The sequence below is a fragment of the Paenibacillus sp. FSL M7-0656 genome, assembly GCF_038003225.1.
Taxonomy (GTDB): domain Bacteria; phylum Bacillota; class Bacilli; order Paenibacillales; family Paenibacillaceae; genus Paenibacillus; species Paenibacillus amylolyticus.
The window spans coordinates 4,250,282-4,266,923 of sequence record NZ_JBBOOT010000001.1 but is presented as its reverse complement, the minus strand read 5'-3'; the positions used below and the strand labels follow the sequence as shown (position 1 = coordinate 4,266,923).

14 protein-coding genes are annotated in these 16,642 nt (G+C 47.9%); 1 reads left to right on the top strand and 13 read right to left on the bottom strand.

The features are described 5' to 3' along the window. Nucleotides 1-364: 364 nt before the first annotated feature. From MHI01_RS18970 to MHI01_RS18955, 4 genes are all read right to left on the bottom strand, one after another. Entirely contained in the window at nucleotides 365-532 is a 168-nt protein-coding gene (locus MHI01_RS18970; protein ID WP_017691462.1) for a CxxH/CxxC protein, read from the bottom strand. 206 nt (nucleotides 533-738) lie between these two features. Further along, the gene (locus MHI01_RS18965) at nucleotides 739-1,710 is read right to left on the bottom strand and encodes an MBL fold metallo-hydrolase (RefSeq protein WP_340983815.1); all 972 of its coding nucleotides are present in this window, start codon (nucleotides 1,708-1,710) and stop codon (nucleotides 739-741) included. Nucleotides 1,711-2,084: 374 nt separating this feature from the next. After that, nucleotides 2,085-2,609, bottom strand: a complete 525-nt coding sequence (locus tag MHI01_RS18960) for a hypothetical protein (RefSeq protein ID WP_053061397.1) — start codon at nucleotides 2,607-2,609, stop codon at nucleotides 2,085-2,087. A gap of 298 nt (nucleotides 2,610-2,907) precedes the next feature. Next, nucleotides 2,908-4,185 (bottom strand): S1C family serine protease, encoded by a 1,278-nt coding sequence (locus MHI01_RS18955; RefSeq protein WP_036611896.1) that lies wholly within the window; start codon nucleotides 4,183-4,185, stop codon nucleotides 2,908-2,910. A 716-nt stretch (nucleotides 4,186-4,901) separates the two neighbouring features. On the opposite strand from MHI01_RS18955, the gene MHI01_RS18950 reads away from it, so the two are divergent. Then, nucleotides 4,902-5,114 (top strand): hypothetical protein, encoded by a 213-nt coding sequence (locus MHI01_RS18950; protein WP_036611899.1) that lies wholly within the window; start codon nucleotides 4,902-4,904, stop codon nucleotides 5,112-5,114. Here MHI01_RS18950 and MHI01_RS18945 read toward each other — a convergent pair. The 9 genes from MHI01_RS18945 to MHI01_RS18905 form a co-directional block, all read right to left on the bottom strand. Continuing rightward, nucleotides 5,083-5,889, bottom strand: a complete 807-nt coding sequence (locus MHI01_RS18945) for an MBL fold metallo-hydrolase (protein WP_036611902.1) — start codon at nucleotides 5,887-5,889, stop codon at nucleotides 5,083-5,085. The genes MHI01_RS18950 and MHI01_RS18945 overlap by 32 nt on opposite strands. A gap of 6 nt (nucleotides 5,890-5,895) precedes the next feature. Then, on the bottom strand, nucleotides 5,896-6,639 hold the full coding sequence (gene yycI, locus MHI01_RS18940) for a two-component system regulatory protein YycI (protein ID WP_036612041.1): 744 nt from the start codon (nucleotides 6,637-6,639) through the stop codon (nucleotides 5,896-5,898). A 274-nt stretch (nucleotides 6,640-6,913) separates the two neighbouring features. Beyond that, entirely contained in the window at nucleotides 6,914-8,194 is a 1,281-nt protein-coding gene (locus tag MHI01_RS18935; RefSeq protein ID WP_047841017.1) for a YycH family regulatory protein, read from the bottom strand. After that, on the bottom strand, nucleotides 8,178-10,028 hold the full coding sequence (gene walK / locus MHI01_RS18930) for a cell wall metabolism sensor histidine kinase WalK (RefSeq protein WP_036671863.1): 1,851 nt from the start codon (nucleotides 10,026-10,028) through the stop codon (nucleotides 8,178-8,180). Before walK ends, MHI01_RS18935 begins: the two co-directional genes overlap by 17 nt. Then, nucleotides 10,028-10,750, bottom strand: a complete 723-nt coding sequence (yycF, locus tag MHI01_RS18925) for a response regulator YycF (RefSeq protein WP_017691453.1) — start codon at nucleotides 10,748-10,750, stop codon at nucleotides 10,028-10,030. The genes walK and yycF overlap by 1 nt, the downstream gene beginning before the upstream one ends. 247 nt (nucleotides 10,751-10,997) lie before the next feature. Next, nucleotides 10,998-12,530, bottom strand: coding sequence for a peptidoglycan DD-metalloendopeptidase family protein (locus MHI01_RS18920; RefSeq protein ID WP_340983814.1), 1,533 nt, complete (start codon nucleotides 12,528-12,530; stop codon nucleotides 10,998-11,000). Nucleotides 12,531-13,015: 485 nt separating this feature from the next. Further along, the gene (locus MHI01_RS18915) at nucleotides 13,016-13,825 is read right to left on the bottom strand and encodes a methyltransferase domain-containing protein (RefSeq protein ID WP_340983813.1); all 810 of its coding nucleotides are present in this window, start codon (nucleotides 13,823-13,825) and stop codon (nucleotides 13,016-13,018) included. Nucleotides 13,826-14,114: 289 nt separating this feature from the next. Continuing rightward, entirely contained in the window at nucleotides 14,115-14,882 is a 768-nt protein-coding gene (locus tag MHI01_RS18910; RefSeq protein WP_340983812.1) for a hypothetical protein, read from the bottom strand. A gap of 222 nt (nucleotides 14,883-15,104) precedes the next feature. Next, a complete protein-coding gene (locus MHI01_RS18905) occupies nucleotides 15,105-16,391 on the bottom strand; it encodes an adenylosuccinate synthase (RefSeq protein ID WP_036671866.1) in 1,287 nt (428 codons plus the stop codon). Between the last annotated feature and the right edge of the window lie 251 nt (nucleotides 16,392-16,642).

Sequence of the window (16,642 nt, the reverse complement as noted above, 5' to 3'; positions counted from 1 at the left end):
AGTCTACACCCACGTCACTACCCACATCGCTGTTACCCAACGGCACTTTCCCCCATGCCTCAGCGGCTTCCATTTCTATTACCTACAACTTGCAAATTTACTACGACCTAGCTCACTCCCAACTCGGAACTCGGCATCTACCTACCTTAATCTTCTCTTACTCTCGCCTACTCCCCCGTCAGCCCCTACGAACCTCGCCCCAGTTCCACGCTACCTACTAACCACACCAATTCCCCACACAAAGACAAAAAGAGCGCTCATCACGCTCTCCTTGGCTTCTTGCTGTGATGTTCATACCGGATGGAAAGTCAGCCCGAAGCGCCACCTTAAGTCACGCCTCCGGCCATCTAAGTCCTACAGTACGCTAAACGACGAGGAATTCCGCGTGCTGTTCGCACTCGGCGCATTTCGCAGGCGGGTCCCAGTCGGCAAATTCCGTCTCCTTCAGATCAACGATATCTGGAGCGTCCTCATACTCATCGACAAACATGTCGATGGCAATGTCCACGTGTTCTTTGCATACAACGTACATCCGTTAAGCATCCTTTCTGTAACCAGCTATGTTCCCGATTCACAACCGCGTATCCCATTACAGGATAGCCACTTCTCAGTTCTATCACACCTGCCGCCGAAAAGAAACCCCTACACGCCTAATGACAGCAAAAACATCCTTCCCACTTAACAGGATAAGGATGTTCGCCCTTTACTTATACCGTTTCTAGAATTCCATCGTTATACTTAAGGCCAAGAAATTTCGCCTTTAATTACCTGAGCGCTCGTCTCCAGATCGCCTGTATTCGTAAAGTCCGGATATGCTTTTTCCATGGCTGCAATCAGTTCTTTTGAATCTTTGGCTTTCTCTGCCTCTGCTTCAAATTTAGCAATATAATCACGAGTGAATGTAACACTTGATATATCCCCGGCACTGGTACCCAGGTAATGACCTGGAATCACTCGCTCTGGATTCAATGCAATAATTTGGTCTAGCAATTGGCGCCAGTAGTCACGGCTCTCTGGCGTTTGGTTATCTGCAATCCAAACGTGCGAATTTTCGTAGACAGGAACGCCACCCAAAACAGTTTTAATGGAAGGAATCCACAGGAATGTATGGGACGGATCGGAACCATCTAAACCGATAATCTCTACGGCTTCTCCATCTACAGTCAATTGAGCACCGTCAAGGACGTTCGGAACAATCTGAGCAGTTGGTGCATTTTCTTTCAAAATCGGATTCCAATATTCATTCTTCACTTGAATTGTTTCCTTGATTCCTTCCACCGTTGCTGGAGTCGCAACGATATTTGCATCAGGGAACGCCTCACGGATTACCGATAGACCGAAGTAGTAGTCCGGGTCCTTGTGGCTGATATATACGGTGGTCAGTTTTTTACCCGTATCTTTAATCATTTTGACCAATTGCTCGGCATCATTCTTTTGGAACTGCGCATCAACAAGCACGACTTCAGTTGGACCTTCAATCAGGTTTGATGAAACGCCAAAAATGCTGTTTTCCCCAGGATTATAGGTAGTCACTTTCAGCTCCACCGCTGGTGTGTTTGTTTCCTCGCTCTTTGTATTTCCAGCACTAGCAGCATTGGATGAAGAGTCTTCCGCATTTTCGGTTTTACTTGCTGTACCCGCACAAGCACTCAGAATTAACATGAAACATAGAACGAGCATAACGCCCATTGATGATTTTTTAATAAACATTTAATTGATCTCCCTCTCTTTATGTCGCTGCCATTCATCCATATCAATGCATCTAGCAGCCAATTCCGTTGATTTTTTAAACCATCCTATAGTCTGGTTATACAATTGCTTCGACTGAATCCCCCTTCAAATCGTTATATGTAACTAATACAGTTACAACTTCTATAATGTAATTATTATAGTTACAACTAACTGCGAATGTCAAGTTATTAATTCAAAAAATCTACTTCTAATAACTTTTCCGCCACTCACAAACTTTATAAAAACAACAAAAAGACCAACCAGAATTTTCTGATTGGCCCCCATTTAACTTCCCCTAACCCTGTAATACGCTTTACTCCAAAGATTCAGACTCTTCATGTCCAATACTAATATCACTTCAATCCCGACTGCGCCTTCGTCAACAGCTTCCCGCCTTGAAAAGCAATAACCGCATTGGCACCATTGCCGGCTGTGCCTTTATAGTTGTACACCACCATATTCTCCGCTTCACTCAGCGCTTCACCTTCGCCGCCGAGGATCTCAATGACATCTCCTACCGACATGCCAACCTCAAGCTTCTCATACTGGGCAAAGGTAATCAGCACCCCGTCGCCTTTCCCGGCCGATCCGTTGTTTCCCGATGTTACAGGCGTTTGACCACCAGCCTCACCTACCGCAATCACACTTGTACTCAACTCATTCAACTTGGTCTCAAGTGCTGCGATCTTTTGCTCCTGCTCAACGCTCTTGGCTCCTTGCTCCACCAGTTTCTTCTCAAGCCCTGCAATCTTCTCTTGCAGAGCACTTGTATCTACAGATGCTCCTGTCGTAGCTACCTCAGATCCACAGGCCGACAGCATAAACAGGGACAGCGCCAAGCTCGTTCCCCCAAGCATCTTTTTCTTCAAATGTTTCATCAAAAATACCCCTTCCATTCTGAAATAAAATCAGATCGACAAACAAATGTTATTGCATCAGCGACCGTCTCCAACATATTGACAACAGTTTACCACAGCCCTAGTCTTATGTATCTGCTCCTTTGGCTCCGGGTCTAACTGATCATGAGAATATAAAAATGGTTGATCTACTCATTTACTGTCGAACGAGCACATTCACCCATAACAACTAAAAAAGAGTGGTCAGTTGATCTGATCACTCTTCTAGCATTCCCTATTTCAATCCACGCAACAGTATGGGCTCGCTCGTTGATCTTCCCTACTCCGGTTTATCCGTCAACTTCACCGATACTTTCTCAGCTTTGCCATCCCGGTAGAAGGTCACTTCAATCGTGTCCCCAATCTTCTTCTCATCGTACAGATATTTCCGCAGATCCAGCGTGGAGGTAATTTTTTGCCCGTCAAACTCCGTAATAACATCATTCAGCTTCATACCTGCTTCGGATGCCGGACCGGATGCTTCCAACACAACCACGCCGCTGTCCACGTGAGATGGCAGCTTCAGATCTTTACGCTGCTCGTCATCCAGTGGTGCATAAGGGTTGCTCAGATCGACCGTGTACACGCCCAGGTATGGACGAGATACTTTGCCGTTCAGTAGCAGGGAATCTACCGTTTTCATCACTTCGTTCATCGGAATCGCGAAGCCAAGACCTTCAACGCCCGTATCCGAGATCTTCATCGTGTTGATGCCGACCACTTTGCCGTTCAGATCGACCAAAGCACCGCCGCTATTACCTTCATTAATCGCCGCATCCGTCTGGATCACGTTTTGCTCCCAGTCGTACACTCCGTCCTGATTAATCGATACAGGTAGAATACGATCCGTGTAACTGACAATTCCGGATGTCAGCGTGCCGCCCAGACCAAGCGGGTTCCCAATCGCCAGCACCGTTTGACCGCGCTGAAGTTTGCTGGAATCGCCAATCTCCGCGACTGCTCCCAGCCCTTTATCTTCTGCAGATAGTACAGCAATGTCACTTACACGGTCTTTACCGACCAGCTTTGCCTTATGTGTCTCCCCATCTACGGTCACAATCTCCAGATCACTCGCACCCTCCACAACGTGGTGGTTGGTCATAATATATGCCTTGCCATCTTCCTTCTTGAAAATGACCCCTGAGCCCAGCGCCGAATCTTCCATCGATAGACTGCTACCCGTTTTATGGTTCACAATGCTCACCACGGAAGGACGAACATGGGCTGCTGCCTGGATAATCCGGTCGTATGGATCAGCTGCCTGCGCTGTCTGTGCACCGCCTCCACCACCATTACCTGTAGCATTAGCCAGCGGTAACGAAGCAGGCTGTGTGATGAAGCTAAACAGCATGACGGTCACGATGGAGCTGATCACTGAGCTAATCACAGCTACCTTCACTGTGGAACTGATTCCCGTACGCGATCTGCGCGGATTGCTCCAGCGGTCACGTCCACGTGCTCTGCCTCCAGGGCGGATGATCTGAAGTTTGCCTTTCTGTTCAGGTTCGGCGCGTCTTGATACTTTGGTTGAATAAAAATCGTCTCCAAACAATCCCATCGTGATCCTCTCCCCTTCGTTGTCACGCATCAAGACCCTGACTGCCGCCTAAGTTGTCGCATGGATCAACGATGGAGTTCTCACATACACCACTCCGCCAACAGACGAACCTTCCGATCGCTGTTACTCACAAATTTTTTTGATCCCCTCTTCCAAGGTAAAAATTTGTTCCTAAAGGCGAACACTCTGTTTCTTCAGGTTTCTTCTGTCGTCTTCGTTACGTGAAGACTCCAACGGTTTCCCATGCTTTTTTGCAATTTTAAAAAATGGTCTTGCATATCGCCGCATCCCGGCATCAAATCAAGATACAGCGTCTATGTACAACAGAACGGACACGCCATTCTGTCAGTGACTCTATCAATCATGCTCTCGCATTCTATGACATGCCATTTCACACGCAAAACAGCCAAAATCACAATGCTCCTCATATACTAAACACGTCAAATCACAAAAAGTTGCATATTTACGAAAATTAAAGCAAATTTCCGCTATAACGCGCTTAACAATAAAGGTCCATAGTATCTATCACCACAAAATCCGGTCCGCTAAGCGCCATTTTGGCAAATTTGAAGAACTTTTTCACCCCTGCATAGTCACAGGTTCAGCATACACGTCTCATCACACAAATGTTAGCGGCAAAAAGAGGAATGTTTTCCATCAAGCCTGACTACAATAATAGTAAAAGACAATTCGAAGCTTAATAGAGGAGGATATATATGGATCGCACACGTACACTTACAGCCATGGATGAAGTTCATATGGCGGCCAAGCTGGCCGATCTCAAGGAAGAACACTATCGCAATACCCTTGCACTCAGCACCATCATTGAACTACTTATTGATAAAGGCATCCTAACCCGCGAGGAAGTTGAGCGCAAAGCCGCCGAACTGGACAGCTTTATGGCTCACCCACCCTATCCCATGGCGTAGGACGATCGTAATACGTATCACAGAGTTTGAACTCATGATCCCGATAAAAACATCCACGGCTCTCCATCGCGTCGCGCACCGACATTTTTGCCAAGTCCATCATATTATGATCTCGGCTAAGATGTGCCAAATACGTGCGCTTGATGCGTCCGTTCATCAGTTCACTAAGCGCTGCCCCTGCCGCTTCGTTCGACAAATGCCCAATGTCGCTCAAAATCCGGCGCTTGGTGTTCCATGGATAACGTCCCATACGCAGTAATTCGACATCATGATTCGCCTCCAGCACCAGCACGTCAGAATCGGAAATCGCTTCACGAACCTTGTCGCTCATGTACCCAAGATCCGTTGCAACAGACAGCTTCTCCGTACCATCATCGAATGTGTAGCCTACCGGCTCAGCCGCATCATGCGAGATCCCGAAGGATTCCACGCGCAGTGACCCAAAATCATGCTTTTCACCCGTCTCAAATACCCTCCGGTTTTCCTCTGGAATCGCCCCAACCGACTTCTCCAGTGCCGCCCACGTATTCAGATTCGCGTAGATTGGTAAATTATATTTCCGAGACATCGCGCCTAGTCCTTTAATGTGATCGGAATGTTCATGTGTAACCAGAATCCCGTCCAATTCTGCCCCAGAAATCTCCCTTTCCTGAAACAGTGCATCCAATCGCTTCGCACTAAGACCCGCATCAATCATGAGAGAGGTACCCCCATGTTGTATGACTGTGGCATTACCTGTCGAACCGCTGGATAACACGGTAAAATATATCCCCATAACGCATTACTCCCCTGGTTTGTCTGTCTTGGGACTGAATACATCCCCACTGATGCCCTGCACGTACAACACTTCGCCACTTTCCAGCACGAACCGCCATGCCGGCATCGCTACCTGTATATCTGAATTGAACAACTGGCCGTAATAGCCCAGCTGAATATCTTTAACAATTGCATCATTTGGCAAAAAGTTCTCGATCAGCGTTCCCAGCGCCTTCGACGCCGGAAGCACCTGCTGATCGCTCTCCTCTGCGGTTGTAATCCGCACTGGAGTTTGACGGTAACCCGTTATTTTCTGGTCGCTGTAGAATAGCTCCAGACTCACATTGAAGAGCGGCCATTTGCCATCGACCAGTGGGTGAAGCACAAAAGCCCCATCCTCGGCCATCAGCTGATCCAGCCGGTATGTCCCGATCTGTGGAATCTCACGCTCTAATGCATCTTCCAGCTCACTTTGAGAGAAGATTAACTTGCTATCTACAGGCTGTTCCAGTTCCATATCCACGCCAGCCTTGTCCTCTTCAATGAACTCATAGGACAACTTCGGCAGCTTTGGCGTTTCATTTGGAATCGGAGCCAGCACCTGAATGCCCTTCTCTTCCATCGCCTGCTGTGTATTATCTGCCAGTGAGGTGAAGTCCAGATTGGCTCCGGCCGTCTCTCGCGCATCCATCCAGATCTGGTATCCCAGCACCAGATTGAGCAGCAGAAAGGCATAGATCAACACATTTTTTGCCCGTCCCCAATCCAAAACATTCACCTCCGTCCATTTGATAAAAGCAACTAATATCACACTGGCCCACTCCGCGGTCAGAACAACCTTCCGATCGCTGTTATCCCCAGATTTCTTGATTCCCTTTTCCTAAGGGAGAAATCCGGCGATAAAGGCGAAGCGTATGCTTTCGATGCAGCTTTCTTTCAGAAAGCTTTTGGCTTCGCTTCTCCAGCTTTTTTCTGCCCTCTCCGTTATCGTGTGACCTTACACCTCGCTCGGATATCAAATGACTCCATTACCCTACAACCCATCAAGAAACGGTGGTTTCCTCCCCGTTTCCAAAGCGGATTACCCATACCGGAATCAGCTTTAGTCCGTCCTCAATCGAAGAAGGACGATATGCCGGGTAGACATCCACCACCTGGCGATTCTCACCTGCTACCTTTTTAATAAGAGCCTTCAGCTTGTCTCCGCCAGGCAATTTGACCGATTTCTTCGTCTCTGCACCTTCGTTCAGGTATTCCAGCGATCGTTCATAACTGGATACCGTCTCCTGCTGCATCTCCATGCTGATCGTGCCAAAGCGGAACTGCATGGAATCCATAATCGGATAGCTGCCATAATACTGCTGGAATTCAAGCTGCGTCTTGCTGTCAGCGGTCTCCAGCATCATGCGTGACCTGCCTTTCCAGCCACCATGCTGATTCACAAAATCAACCGCAGACAACGCATCCTTCGCGGGATCAATCTGTCCCGCAGGCGGTGCCGCCGGATCGGTGTAACTGATCCAACGCTGTTCCTGTTTTACCTGCAGACTACGTTTACTATCCGTGTAGATCTCCGATCCATCTTTTTCCCGGATATTCCGGGTCATGCTTGGATCGAAAAACAGACTACGCTGCATTTGCTCAACCGTGAACTGCCCTGTCGGCACATCTGCCTCAATCGTCTCCAGAGCTTCGGCCGGGATATAATACCCGCCATCCATCAGCGTATATGGCGTCCAGTTCGTACCGAAGTCAACATGCTGTTGCACGTCTTGTACTGTCAGGTCCGCCTGCGTTGCTTCGTATACCACGTCTCCCTTGGCGCTGAAGAACAGCGCATGGGCCTTCGTTTCATTTTTGGACGTATAGATCGAGATTCGGTTAATAGTCTCCCCTTGGAACAAGGAATCCGTCCCAAGCCTCATCACCCGCTGTAACAAAGCTACGGGGATACCCTCTTTGAACGATAGTTCAAACCCAGGGTTCTCCTTGCGAATCTGATCCCAGTTCACCGATTGCACACTGCGGCGCTGAAAATCATCGAACGCCCGCCCCTGTAACCGCGAATAGATTAACTGATAGAACGTATTGCCAGGGTAAAACACCGTATGTTTATCCTCACCCAGATGAATAATCATCTGATCAGGGAAGATCAATTCTTCAATATTGCGTTCCTGACCCATATTTTCCGTCTTCACATAGTTCGTTTCTGACGTCACAATGGAATCCCCGCCTCCGGGCAAACGGTAGATCAGAAAATAACTCTGAACCAGACTGGCTACAACAAGGGCAGCAAGCACCAAGGATTTAATCCGTTCCTTCACGGTGCTCACCCCCTTTCTCACGCATCGGCAGTGTGAACGTTACTGTCGTTCCCACATCTACTTCAGACTCCAAAGAGATGCTTCCATCATGTGCCTTCACAATTTCCCGGGCAATGGACAGTCCTAGCCCTGTGCCTCCCATACTGCGGGAACGAGCCTTGTCCACCCGATAAAACCGCTCAAAAATGCGATCCAGATCGCGCTGTGGGATACCCATTCCGGTATCCGATACCGAGATGGCAAGTGCGTGTTCATCACTGCGTCTAGCCGCAATCGTAATGGTGCCGCCTTCCAATGTATATTTCAGCGCATTGGATACGACATTATCCAGCACCTGATCAATCTGGTCACGATCCAGCGGAACAGCCGGAATATCATTCTCTACAGACAGCACAGGCTGAATATCCTTCTGATGCATCTGAAACGAGAATCGATCCGTCACTTCCTCCAGCATTTCCAGGATATCGGTTGGCTGTTTACGTAGCAAAGCCTCTTTGGAATCCAGCCGCGATAAATGCAGCAGATCCGTAACCAGTCGTATCATTCGCTCCGTCTCGTTCTGAATAACACCAACAAAACGACCGGCAAGCTGCGGATCTTCCAATGCGCCGTCATCCAGTGCTTCCGCGTAACTCTTAATTGTAGTCAGTGGTGTACGCAGTTCATGGGATACATTGGCTACGAATTCACGCCGGGATGCTTCAAGTTCTTCCTGCTCGGTAACGTCCTGAAGCACGGCAATCGTTCCCGTGATCCCCCGTTCACGCCGATGAACAGGTGTGAACGTCATCCGAATGACCACAGGTTCTTCCTGTCCTGCGGGTGCAATCTGCAGCAAAGTTGAACCTGTGAAACCACTCGCGAGGGCTTCCGCATCCTCCGGATCAATGCCGAGTAATATAGCGAAGTGTCTTCCTTCAATATCAGCAGGATGCATACCCAGAATGCTGCTGGCACGACGGTTTACGAGAATGACTTTACCGTACTCATCCGTAGCCACCACGCCATCACTCATATTGGTCAGAATGGAGGTCAACTTCTCCTTCTCCTCTTCATTCAGTGAAAGTGCATCCCGAAGCCTGCTGGTCATATAGTTAAAAGCCCGACTGAGCTGACCAATCTCATCCGTGCCAAATACAGGTGTCTGCTGATCGAAGTTACCTTCTGCGACCGCTGTCGCTCTCCGAGTCACTTCCTTAATCGGCTGTGTAATCGTGTGGGACAAGATCACGCCAAGCACCGCCGTTAAGACCAAGGCAATCAGAATGCCGGAGATAAAGATTTTGTTGATTCCCTCCATCGTGGAATACAGCTCGTTCATGGATGCCGCGATGTAGACCGCACCAATGATCTTGCCGCCGGACAGCACCGGCTTGGCGACGACCTTTTTGCGAACATTATCCTCGTCCACGATATATTCCTCGTTGTCCCGAATACCTTGCAGCGCACGACTGACGACAGTCTGGGTATTTTTGCGCCCGACATAGTCCGAATGTGAACTTAGCGAAGTCGTCAGTACTTTGCCGCTGGCATCCAGCACCTGAATCTCGGCACCGTTAATGTTGAACAGGTTGTTCACCAGCACACGCAGATTTTCCGTTTTGTCCTCGCCAGCCTCTGCTTCTCCACCCGCCATCGTCTCCCCCACGAGAACCGATAGCATCTCCGCACGCGCCTGCAAGTCTTCCGTAAAGTTGCTCGTTAGTGAGTTCTTCATCGCGCTCACAAAATAAACGCCGATCAATTGCATCGCAATCAGAATCAGCAGTACATAGATAATGATCAATTTCGCCTGAATCGTTCGGAAGAACGAGAATCGCGCGAATCGGCCCATTATATCCCCACGCTTTTGGCACTGCGCACGAGATAACCGAGCCCGCGGCGTGTCAGAATCGTTTCCGGTTTGCTTGGGTTCTCCTCAATCTTCTCACGCAGACGACGGATCGTGACATCCACGGTACGTACATCACCGAAATATTCATATCCCCATACCGCTTGCAGCAGATGTTCCCGTGTCATAACCTTGCCGGAATGCTTCGCCATATAATAGAGAAGTTCGTATTCACGGTGGGTCAGATCAAGCGGTTCTCCGCCTTTATAAGCCGTATACATGTCCATATCAAACGCCAGATCAAATAGCCGCATGACCTGCTTCTCTTCGTCTTCGTGCGCTTCTGCCGTAATCGCAAGCTTTTGCCGTCTGCGCATCTGTGCCTTCACCCGTGCAAGCAACTCACGCGTACTGAATGGCTTCGTCACGTAATCATCCGCACCCAATTCTAGTCCGAGCACCTTGTCGATCTCGCCATCTTTGGCGGTAAGCATAATGATTGGCATCTCTAGATGAGCGCGCACCTCGCGACAGACATCCATACCGTCCTTGCCCGGGAGCATCAGATCCAGCAGCATCAGGTCCGGTTTCTCGGATAACGCCAATTCAACCGCACGAATGCCATCAAATGCACAGATGACCTCGTAACCCTCTTTTTCCAAATTAAACTTCAGAATGTCCGCGATGGGCTGTTCATCGTCCACCACCAAAATCTTCCCCTGCATCGGCTAAGTTCACCCCTATATCCTGCTTAATCCGCGTTAGCGTTTATATCTCTCTTCTATGTTTAGCTTGTACCAAGCCTACTTGATTTGTTTCTCTAGTTTGTTGTTTATACTCTCTAGTTTAACATACCTGAAGCACCGTCACATCCCGATCAGGGGCTTGGAAGGTCTTTCATCTGAAAATTTTTTACAGCAGCAAAAAACAAGGCCAGCATTATAGCCAACCTTGCTCTACTTAAGCTCTATATTAGTTCAGATACGTTAACGGATTTTCTACCGTTCCATTCTTAATAATCTCAAAATGCAGATGTGTTCCAGTCGAACGACCCGTGTTGCCCATAACGCCGATACTCTCGCCTTTTTCAACCACTTGTCCAACCTTAACGCCAATGCTGTTCAAATGTCCATACAGTGTTTCGTATCCGTTACGGTGGTTAATAATGATGACATTACCATAACCGCTTTTCTGTCCTGCAAAAGTAATTACACCCTCATCAGACGCTTTCACATCGCGGTTACCTACCAGATCGACACCTTTGTGCTGGCGACCCCAACGTTGTCCAAAGCTGCTACTCATCGTTGCATTTGATACCGGCCAAGCAAATTCACCTGTGCCCTCACCAACAACTTTTGTTCCGCTAAGGACTACTTCAGTTACAGCTGCTTTAATCACTTCCTGACCAAGCCACTCTTCCTGAACCACTTCACCATTTTCTTTGGTTATACGATACTGCATGCTTTTCAAGCCGCTTTGTCCTGGGCGCACGACTTTTGTTGTACCTGCTTTCAACTCGTCACTTTTGCGCACTTCCACTTGCGGTTTGATCTCAATTTGTTCAACAACCTGCTCAACTGATTTAACGGTTACCGCCGGTTTCGGAACGGTCAAGGTCAGTTCGTCTCCGATTTGAAGCGACGTTTCCTTGATGCCCGGATTATGCTTACGAATCTCGCTTTGTGTAATTTCATACTTGGCAGCGATCGAAGAGATTGTATCTCCTTCACGAACCACATAAGTTACAGGCGCGTCTTTACCAACGGTTAAAGCTTTAACCGCCTCGGACACATCCCATATTTTATTTGGATCAGCCTTCACCACATCTGTCGCTACATCTTCCTTGATGCCTACCGACTTCAGGGTTGTGCTTGGTCCCTCCTCTTTCTTCGAGGAGTTAGCCGATACCGACTTCGTCTTAAGCGAACTTCGCACAGCCGATGCCGATATGTATTTGCTCTGCACTTGTTCCAGGATTGCATCAGCTGTTGCCTGATCCTTCACGATACCAATGACTTCACCGTCTACCTTGAGCTCCACACCTTTGGCGTAGGCTGTCAGCATGTCACCCAGTTTGTCCAGCGTCTCGTCACTGTTCACTTCAGGTTTGTACGCTCTTACCGTTTCGGTTGTGATGCCATCTGTGTTCAGCACCATCTCTGCATCCGGATATTTATGTTGATATTCCTCAGTTTTGTCTGTAAATAGTTGTTGTAATTGTGCCTCATCTGCAATGGTACCAATCTGGCTACCTTTAACCATTACTTTATAGTACGGTACGGTGTTTGCAGTAACATATTGTTTGCCTGCGAACCCAAGCGATGCTGCGATGAATACACCACATGCTGCTGTAATGATCCATTTGCGCGAGGCCAGAACGCGTTTCTTATTCACACTGAAGGTGGACATGCTCATGTTGTTTTTGTCTTCGGCCGTCCGGTGTTCCCCGGATTGTTCGTGTACCCGGTCTTTGCCCGGTTGGCGTATGCCTCTGAAACCTTTCATGATTCTCTCCTTTTCAGCACTTCTCAGTTCGCATTTCTGTCAAGACATCACCCATCGTGTCTGTCCCATGCTCGTTGATACTTGTATTGGTTGTCCGCAAAATCGGACTTTAGCTGCGCTCTCAAAAGTGTCAAAATTTTAACCTTTTATCACACCCGTATACTTTAACACAGGTTTTACACTCATTTCAACTCTACACGTCGCACCGCAAAGCCACGCCCCGCTTGGTTTCCCTGAATTATCCATAAGATAGTATGGCTGTTCCATCACCCATTATGCCTCAACACCCGCTGTACTATGTACTTTTGTTCGCAAATTAAGACTAGGTTCTAAGACCCAGTGAAATATGCTTTATTTTTCATAAAAATACATATAAAATCCCTCACCAGATCAACTCTGATAAGGGATTACGTAAACAACCTGATTGTGGTTTATCTTAAACTGGATTTCATCTCATGCCACAATAGAAACTAACTTTTATGTCTCTATTCTTTGACTGCAAGAATTACAAATCGCTTCTGCTGTACTTCCCAGAATCCATTGTGCTCCATCTCCATATGAATATCCATTAACGGCTCACGGAAATGTTCCACTTTGAAATCAGGTACTTGCCACGGGATGGTCTTTAGATAATATACCAGTGCGCCTATATCATAGAAACGTTGTGCAGGGGTTGCTTCACGTTGCTCCAGAATACGGAATCCACACTGCTCCAGCTGAAGAACAGCACGATCCAGTTCCCAACCAGCGTAATCCGCTGGCATAGGAATGCCGAGCCGATCATTGATCTCCCTGCAATCTGACCAACCTACCTGTTGAGTTAGAAACAGTCCCCCTACCGATAGAATCCGCCTAACTTCCCACTCATTATACGACTCATGCCGATTAAGAATCAGATCAAATTCCCCTTCTGCGAAAGGAAGATGCGAATCATCAGTCACCGGAAACACCTTCACACCGAGCGGCTGCAAACGTTCCTCTGCAATCGGTATATTGGGGAGATAACCTTCAGTCGCACATGTGTATGGAGGAAGGGGGCGAAGTCTGGACAGCATTTCTCCTCCACCGGTCCCCATGTCGAGCATTCGTTCCGTCTGATTCAACAATCGGCGCGCCATCGTTCCATAGGACCAGGGCAACATTCCGCTCTGAAGTCGCCCACTCCCTGTTACATAGCTAAAATCCCAGCCACTAAACGGCTGGTCCGCCTCTTGCAACCCTTGCTCGTATCGCTCTTTCGTCGCCTCGGCAAACTCTTTTACTGATGGTTCTGAATTAGAATGATATAAGTTCATGGTCAATACAACCTCCAATTAGTGTATTCGTAAATACAAGTCCATCGGATCTCTTGAATGCACCTATGAACGGAGGTCCACGAATTGGACTGGAGGTTTCTGCATTGTTGCCTGAACGTTTTTATATGTCGTGTTCTTTCCCTTTATATTTCATACACTTTTCCCTCCTACAGGCATTTCCAGAATTTATTTAAATAAATTATATTCAATCATCCTCGACAAGTCCATTACATTATGAATCAGGCGATACGTCTATGAGCACGCCTGTCTTCCCTGCCTGCCTATCATCCTATTCTGTTTGCAGTACTTCCATTAGGTTGTCGTACTCTTCACTGGTCAGGTACTTCGAGATCACCTGTTCAATCTCACGTAATTCCTGTTCCGTTAGGCCACCTTCCATGGCACCTGAGATCTGTTGCATTTCTTTCTGTGGAAGCTTATTCATGAGCAGGCTGAAGATTTTTTCTTTCTCCTCTGCTGGCAGCTTGTCCTTCGCTCCTGTAATGTCATCCGGTGATACAACAATGGCATCATTGCCTGAAGAAGCACCGCCGCTGGCCGCTCCGGTTCCATTGCCTGAAGCCGAACCACTACCCTGATCTGTTCCTGAGTCATTACCCGTGCCCGTATCCGTCCCATTGCCTGCACTTTTGCCTGAATTTGATCCGCCAGTCGTATCTGTACCTGAGCCTACACCTGCGCCCTCGCCTGAGCCGCTCCCTTGGGACGCATTATTGCCTGCATCTACGCCAGATTGACCGCTCTCCGTTCCATTCCCCATAACTGAAACAGCATCTTCCGGAACCTGCTCTTCGTCCGCTCCTGTCGGCTGATCTGTTGTCCCATTTCCTGGTTTGTTCCCCTCGCTGGTTTTTCCGCCCAAAGCACCTTGGAACATGGCGGTTAACCCCATGGGTTGACCTTCCCACTGAATATTGAAACTCGCGAGTAGCGACTTCGCATATGACTGTACAATTAATCCGGTCGTGAGCAGTGTCAGTGAACTGACCAGCAACACGGTTAGCACGATTTTAACAAACCACACAAGCAACTTCATTCCGTTCTCTCCCTCCGATTATCCCACCCGTCTAGCATGCGCATGCTGGGGTCTGTGACTCTACTGTTAACCAGTATTGACGGAAATCTTGGGATTATATCCGATAAACATACAAAAAACCTCCAGTCATCGCTATAAAAGCAACAACTGGAGGCTTAACATGCCTAAGTCGGCAACGGATTCTATTTTATAATTCAAGAAACAATCTCTCTATTTCTTCGATTACTCGTAGATTGGAAGAACTTGATTTGTTTGCTCACGGTTACGACCAACAGAGAAGATGGCAATTGGAATACCTGTCAGTTCGGAAACACGTTTTACATAATTCTGTGTGTTCACTGGCAGGTCTTCAAGTTTCTTCGCTCCAGTGATATCTTCGCTCCAGCCTGGCATCTCTTCGTATACCGCTTCACATTCTGCCAGCATTTTGAGGCTTGCCGGATAGTGTGTGATGACCTCGCCGCGGAATTTGTATCCTGTGCAGATTTTTACGGTTTCCAGACCTGTCATTACGTCCAGAGAGTTCAGGGACAGACCTGTAATTCCACTGACACGACGCGCGTGGCGAACAACAACACTATCGAACCAACCTACACGACGTGGACGTCCAGTTACCGTACCGTACTCATGTCCAGTCTCACGGATTTGGTCACCGATTGCATCATGCAATTCCGTAGGGAATGGGCCATCTCCTACACGGGTTGTGTAAGCTTTCGCTACCCCAATGACTTGCTGAATACGAGCCGGGCCTACGCCAGAACCGATACATACGCCACCTGCGGACGGATTGGATGATGTAACAAAAGGATAAGTTCCTTGATCAAGGTCCAACATAACGCCTTGTGCGCCTTCAAACAATACTTTTTTGTCCTCATCAATATATTCGTTCAGAACAACGGATGTATCACGTACGTAAGGACGCAGAATTTCAGCATATCCCAGGTAATCTTGCAGAATCTCTTCCACATCAACAGGCTGGCCGCCGTAGACTTGCTCGATGACACGGTTCTTTTCTTTGACCAGATGACGCAGTTTCAGTTCGAAATCTTCAGCATCCAGCAGGTCAACCATCCGAATACCAATACGAGCTGATTTGTCCATGTAACATGGGCCAATTCCTTTGCCAGTCGTACCGATTTTGTTCGGGCCTTTGCTCTCTTCTTCGAGTGCATCCAGTACCATGTGATATGGCAGGATGATATGTGCGCGCTCACTGATGGACAGGTTCTTCGTTGTAAAATCATTGTCATGAATATAGTTAATTTCTTCGATGAGTGCCTTCGGGTTGATAACCATTCCGTTACCAATAACACACGCTTTATCCGTGTAGAAAATCCCTGATGGAATCATCGTCAGTTTATATTTTTTGTTATCAATCAGAATTGTATGACCCGCATTGTTACCACCTTGATAACGAGCCACCACATCAGCGCTCTCCGCCAAATAATCCGTGATTTTACCTTTTCCTTCGTCTCCCCATTGCGTTCCCACTACAACTACCGTTGACATAGTTAACATTCCTCCGTGGGTGCCTTGCGCACCTTTGTATTGGTCTGTCCGTCCTCTATCCCGGCAGGCGTGTTACGCAATAAACCGACTGAGAAGCGTGCTAACGGACAGTAAAAATGTCCTTCCGTTACATTCAAGGGAAGGTTTGCGCTGCTTTAACGCAGCAGTATTAGTGTACCAGTACCCTTTTTCAAAGTCAAATCAAATGGCGAACAATTAGATATAGTACAACCGTAATGTTCGGGATTTAC

Coding starts and splice junctions, on each gene's coding strand:
- MHI01_RS18965 (WP_340983815.1), bottom strand. CDS start 1,710: ATGTTTATTAAAAAATCATCAATGGGCGTTATGCTCGTTCTATGTTTC.
- MHI01_RS18905 (WP_036671866.1), bottom strand. CDS start 16,391: ATGTCAACGGTAGTTGTAGTGGGAACGCAATGGGGAGACGAAGGAAAA.
- MHI01_RS18970 (WP_017691462.1), bottom strand. CDS start 532: ATGTACGTTGTATGCAAAGAACACGTGGACATTGCCATCGACATGTTT.
- MHI01_RS18955 (WP_036611896.1), bottom strand. CDS start 4,185: ATGGGATTGTTTGGAGACGATTTTTATTCAACCAAAGTATCAAGACGC.
- MHI01_RS18920 (WP_340983814.1), bottom strand. CDS start 12,530: ATGAAAGGTTTCAGAGGCATACGCCAACCGGGCAAAGACCGGGTACAC.
- MHI01_RS18950 (WP_036611899.1), top strand. CDS start 4,902: ATGGATCGCACACGTACACTTACAGCCATGGATGAAGTTCATATGGCG.
- MHI01_RS18910 (WP_340983812.1), bottom strand. CDS start 14,882: ATGAAGTTGCTTGTGTGGTTTGTTAAAATCGTGCTAACCGTGTTGCTG.
- MHI01_RS18915 (WP_340983813.1), bottom strand. CDS start 13,825: ATGAACTTATATCATTCTAATTCAGAACCATCAGTAAAAGAGTTTGCC.
- yycF (WP_017691453.1), bottom strand. CDS start 10,750: ATGCAGGGGAAGATTTTGGTGGTGGACGATGAACAGCCCATCGCGGAC.
- MHI01_RS18960 (WP_053061397.1), bottom strand. CDS start 2,609: ATGAAACATTTGAAGAAAAAGATGCTTGGGGGAACGAGCTTGGCGCTG.
- MHI01_RS18945 (WP_036611902.1), bottom strand. CDS start 5,889: ATGGGGATATATTTTACCGTGTTATCCAGCGGTTCGACAGGTAATGCC.
- walK (WP_036671863.1), bottom strand. CDS start 10,028: ATGGGCCGATTCGCGCGATTCTCGTTCTTCCGAACGATTCAGGCGAAA.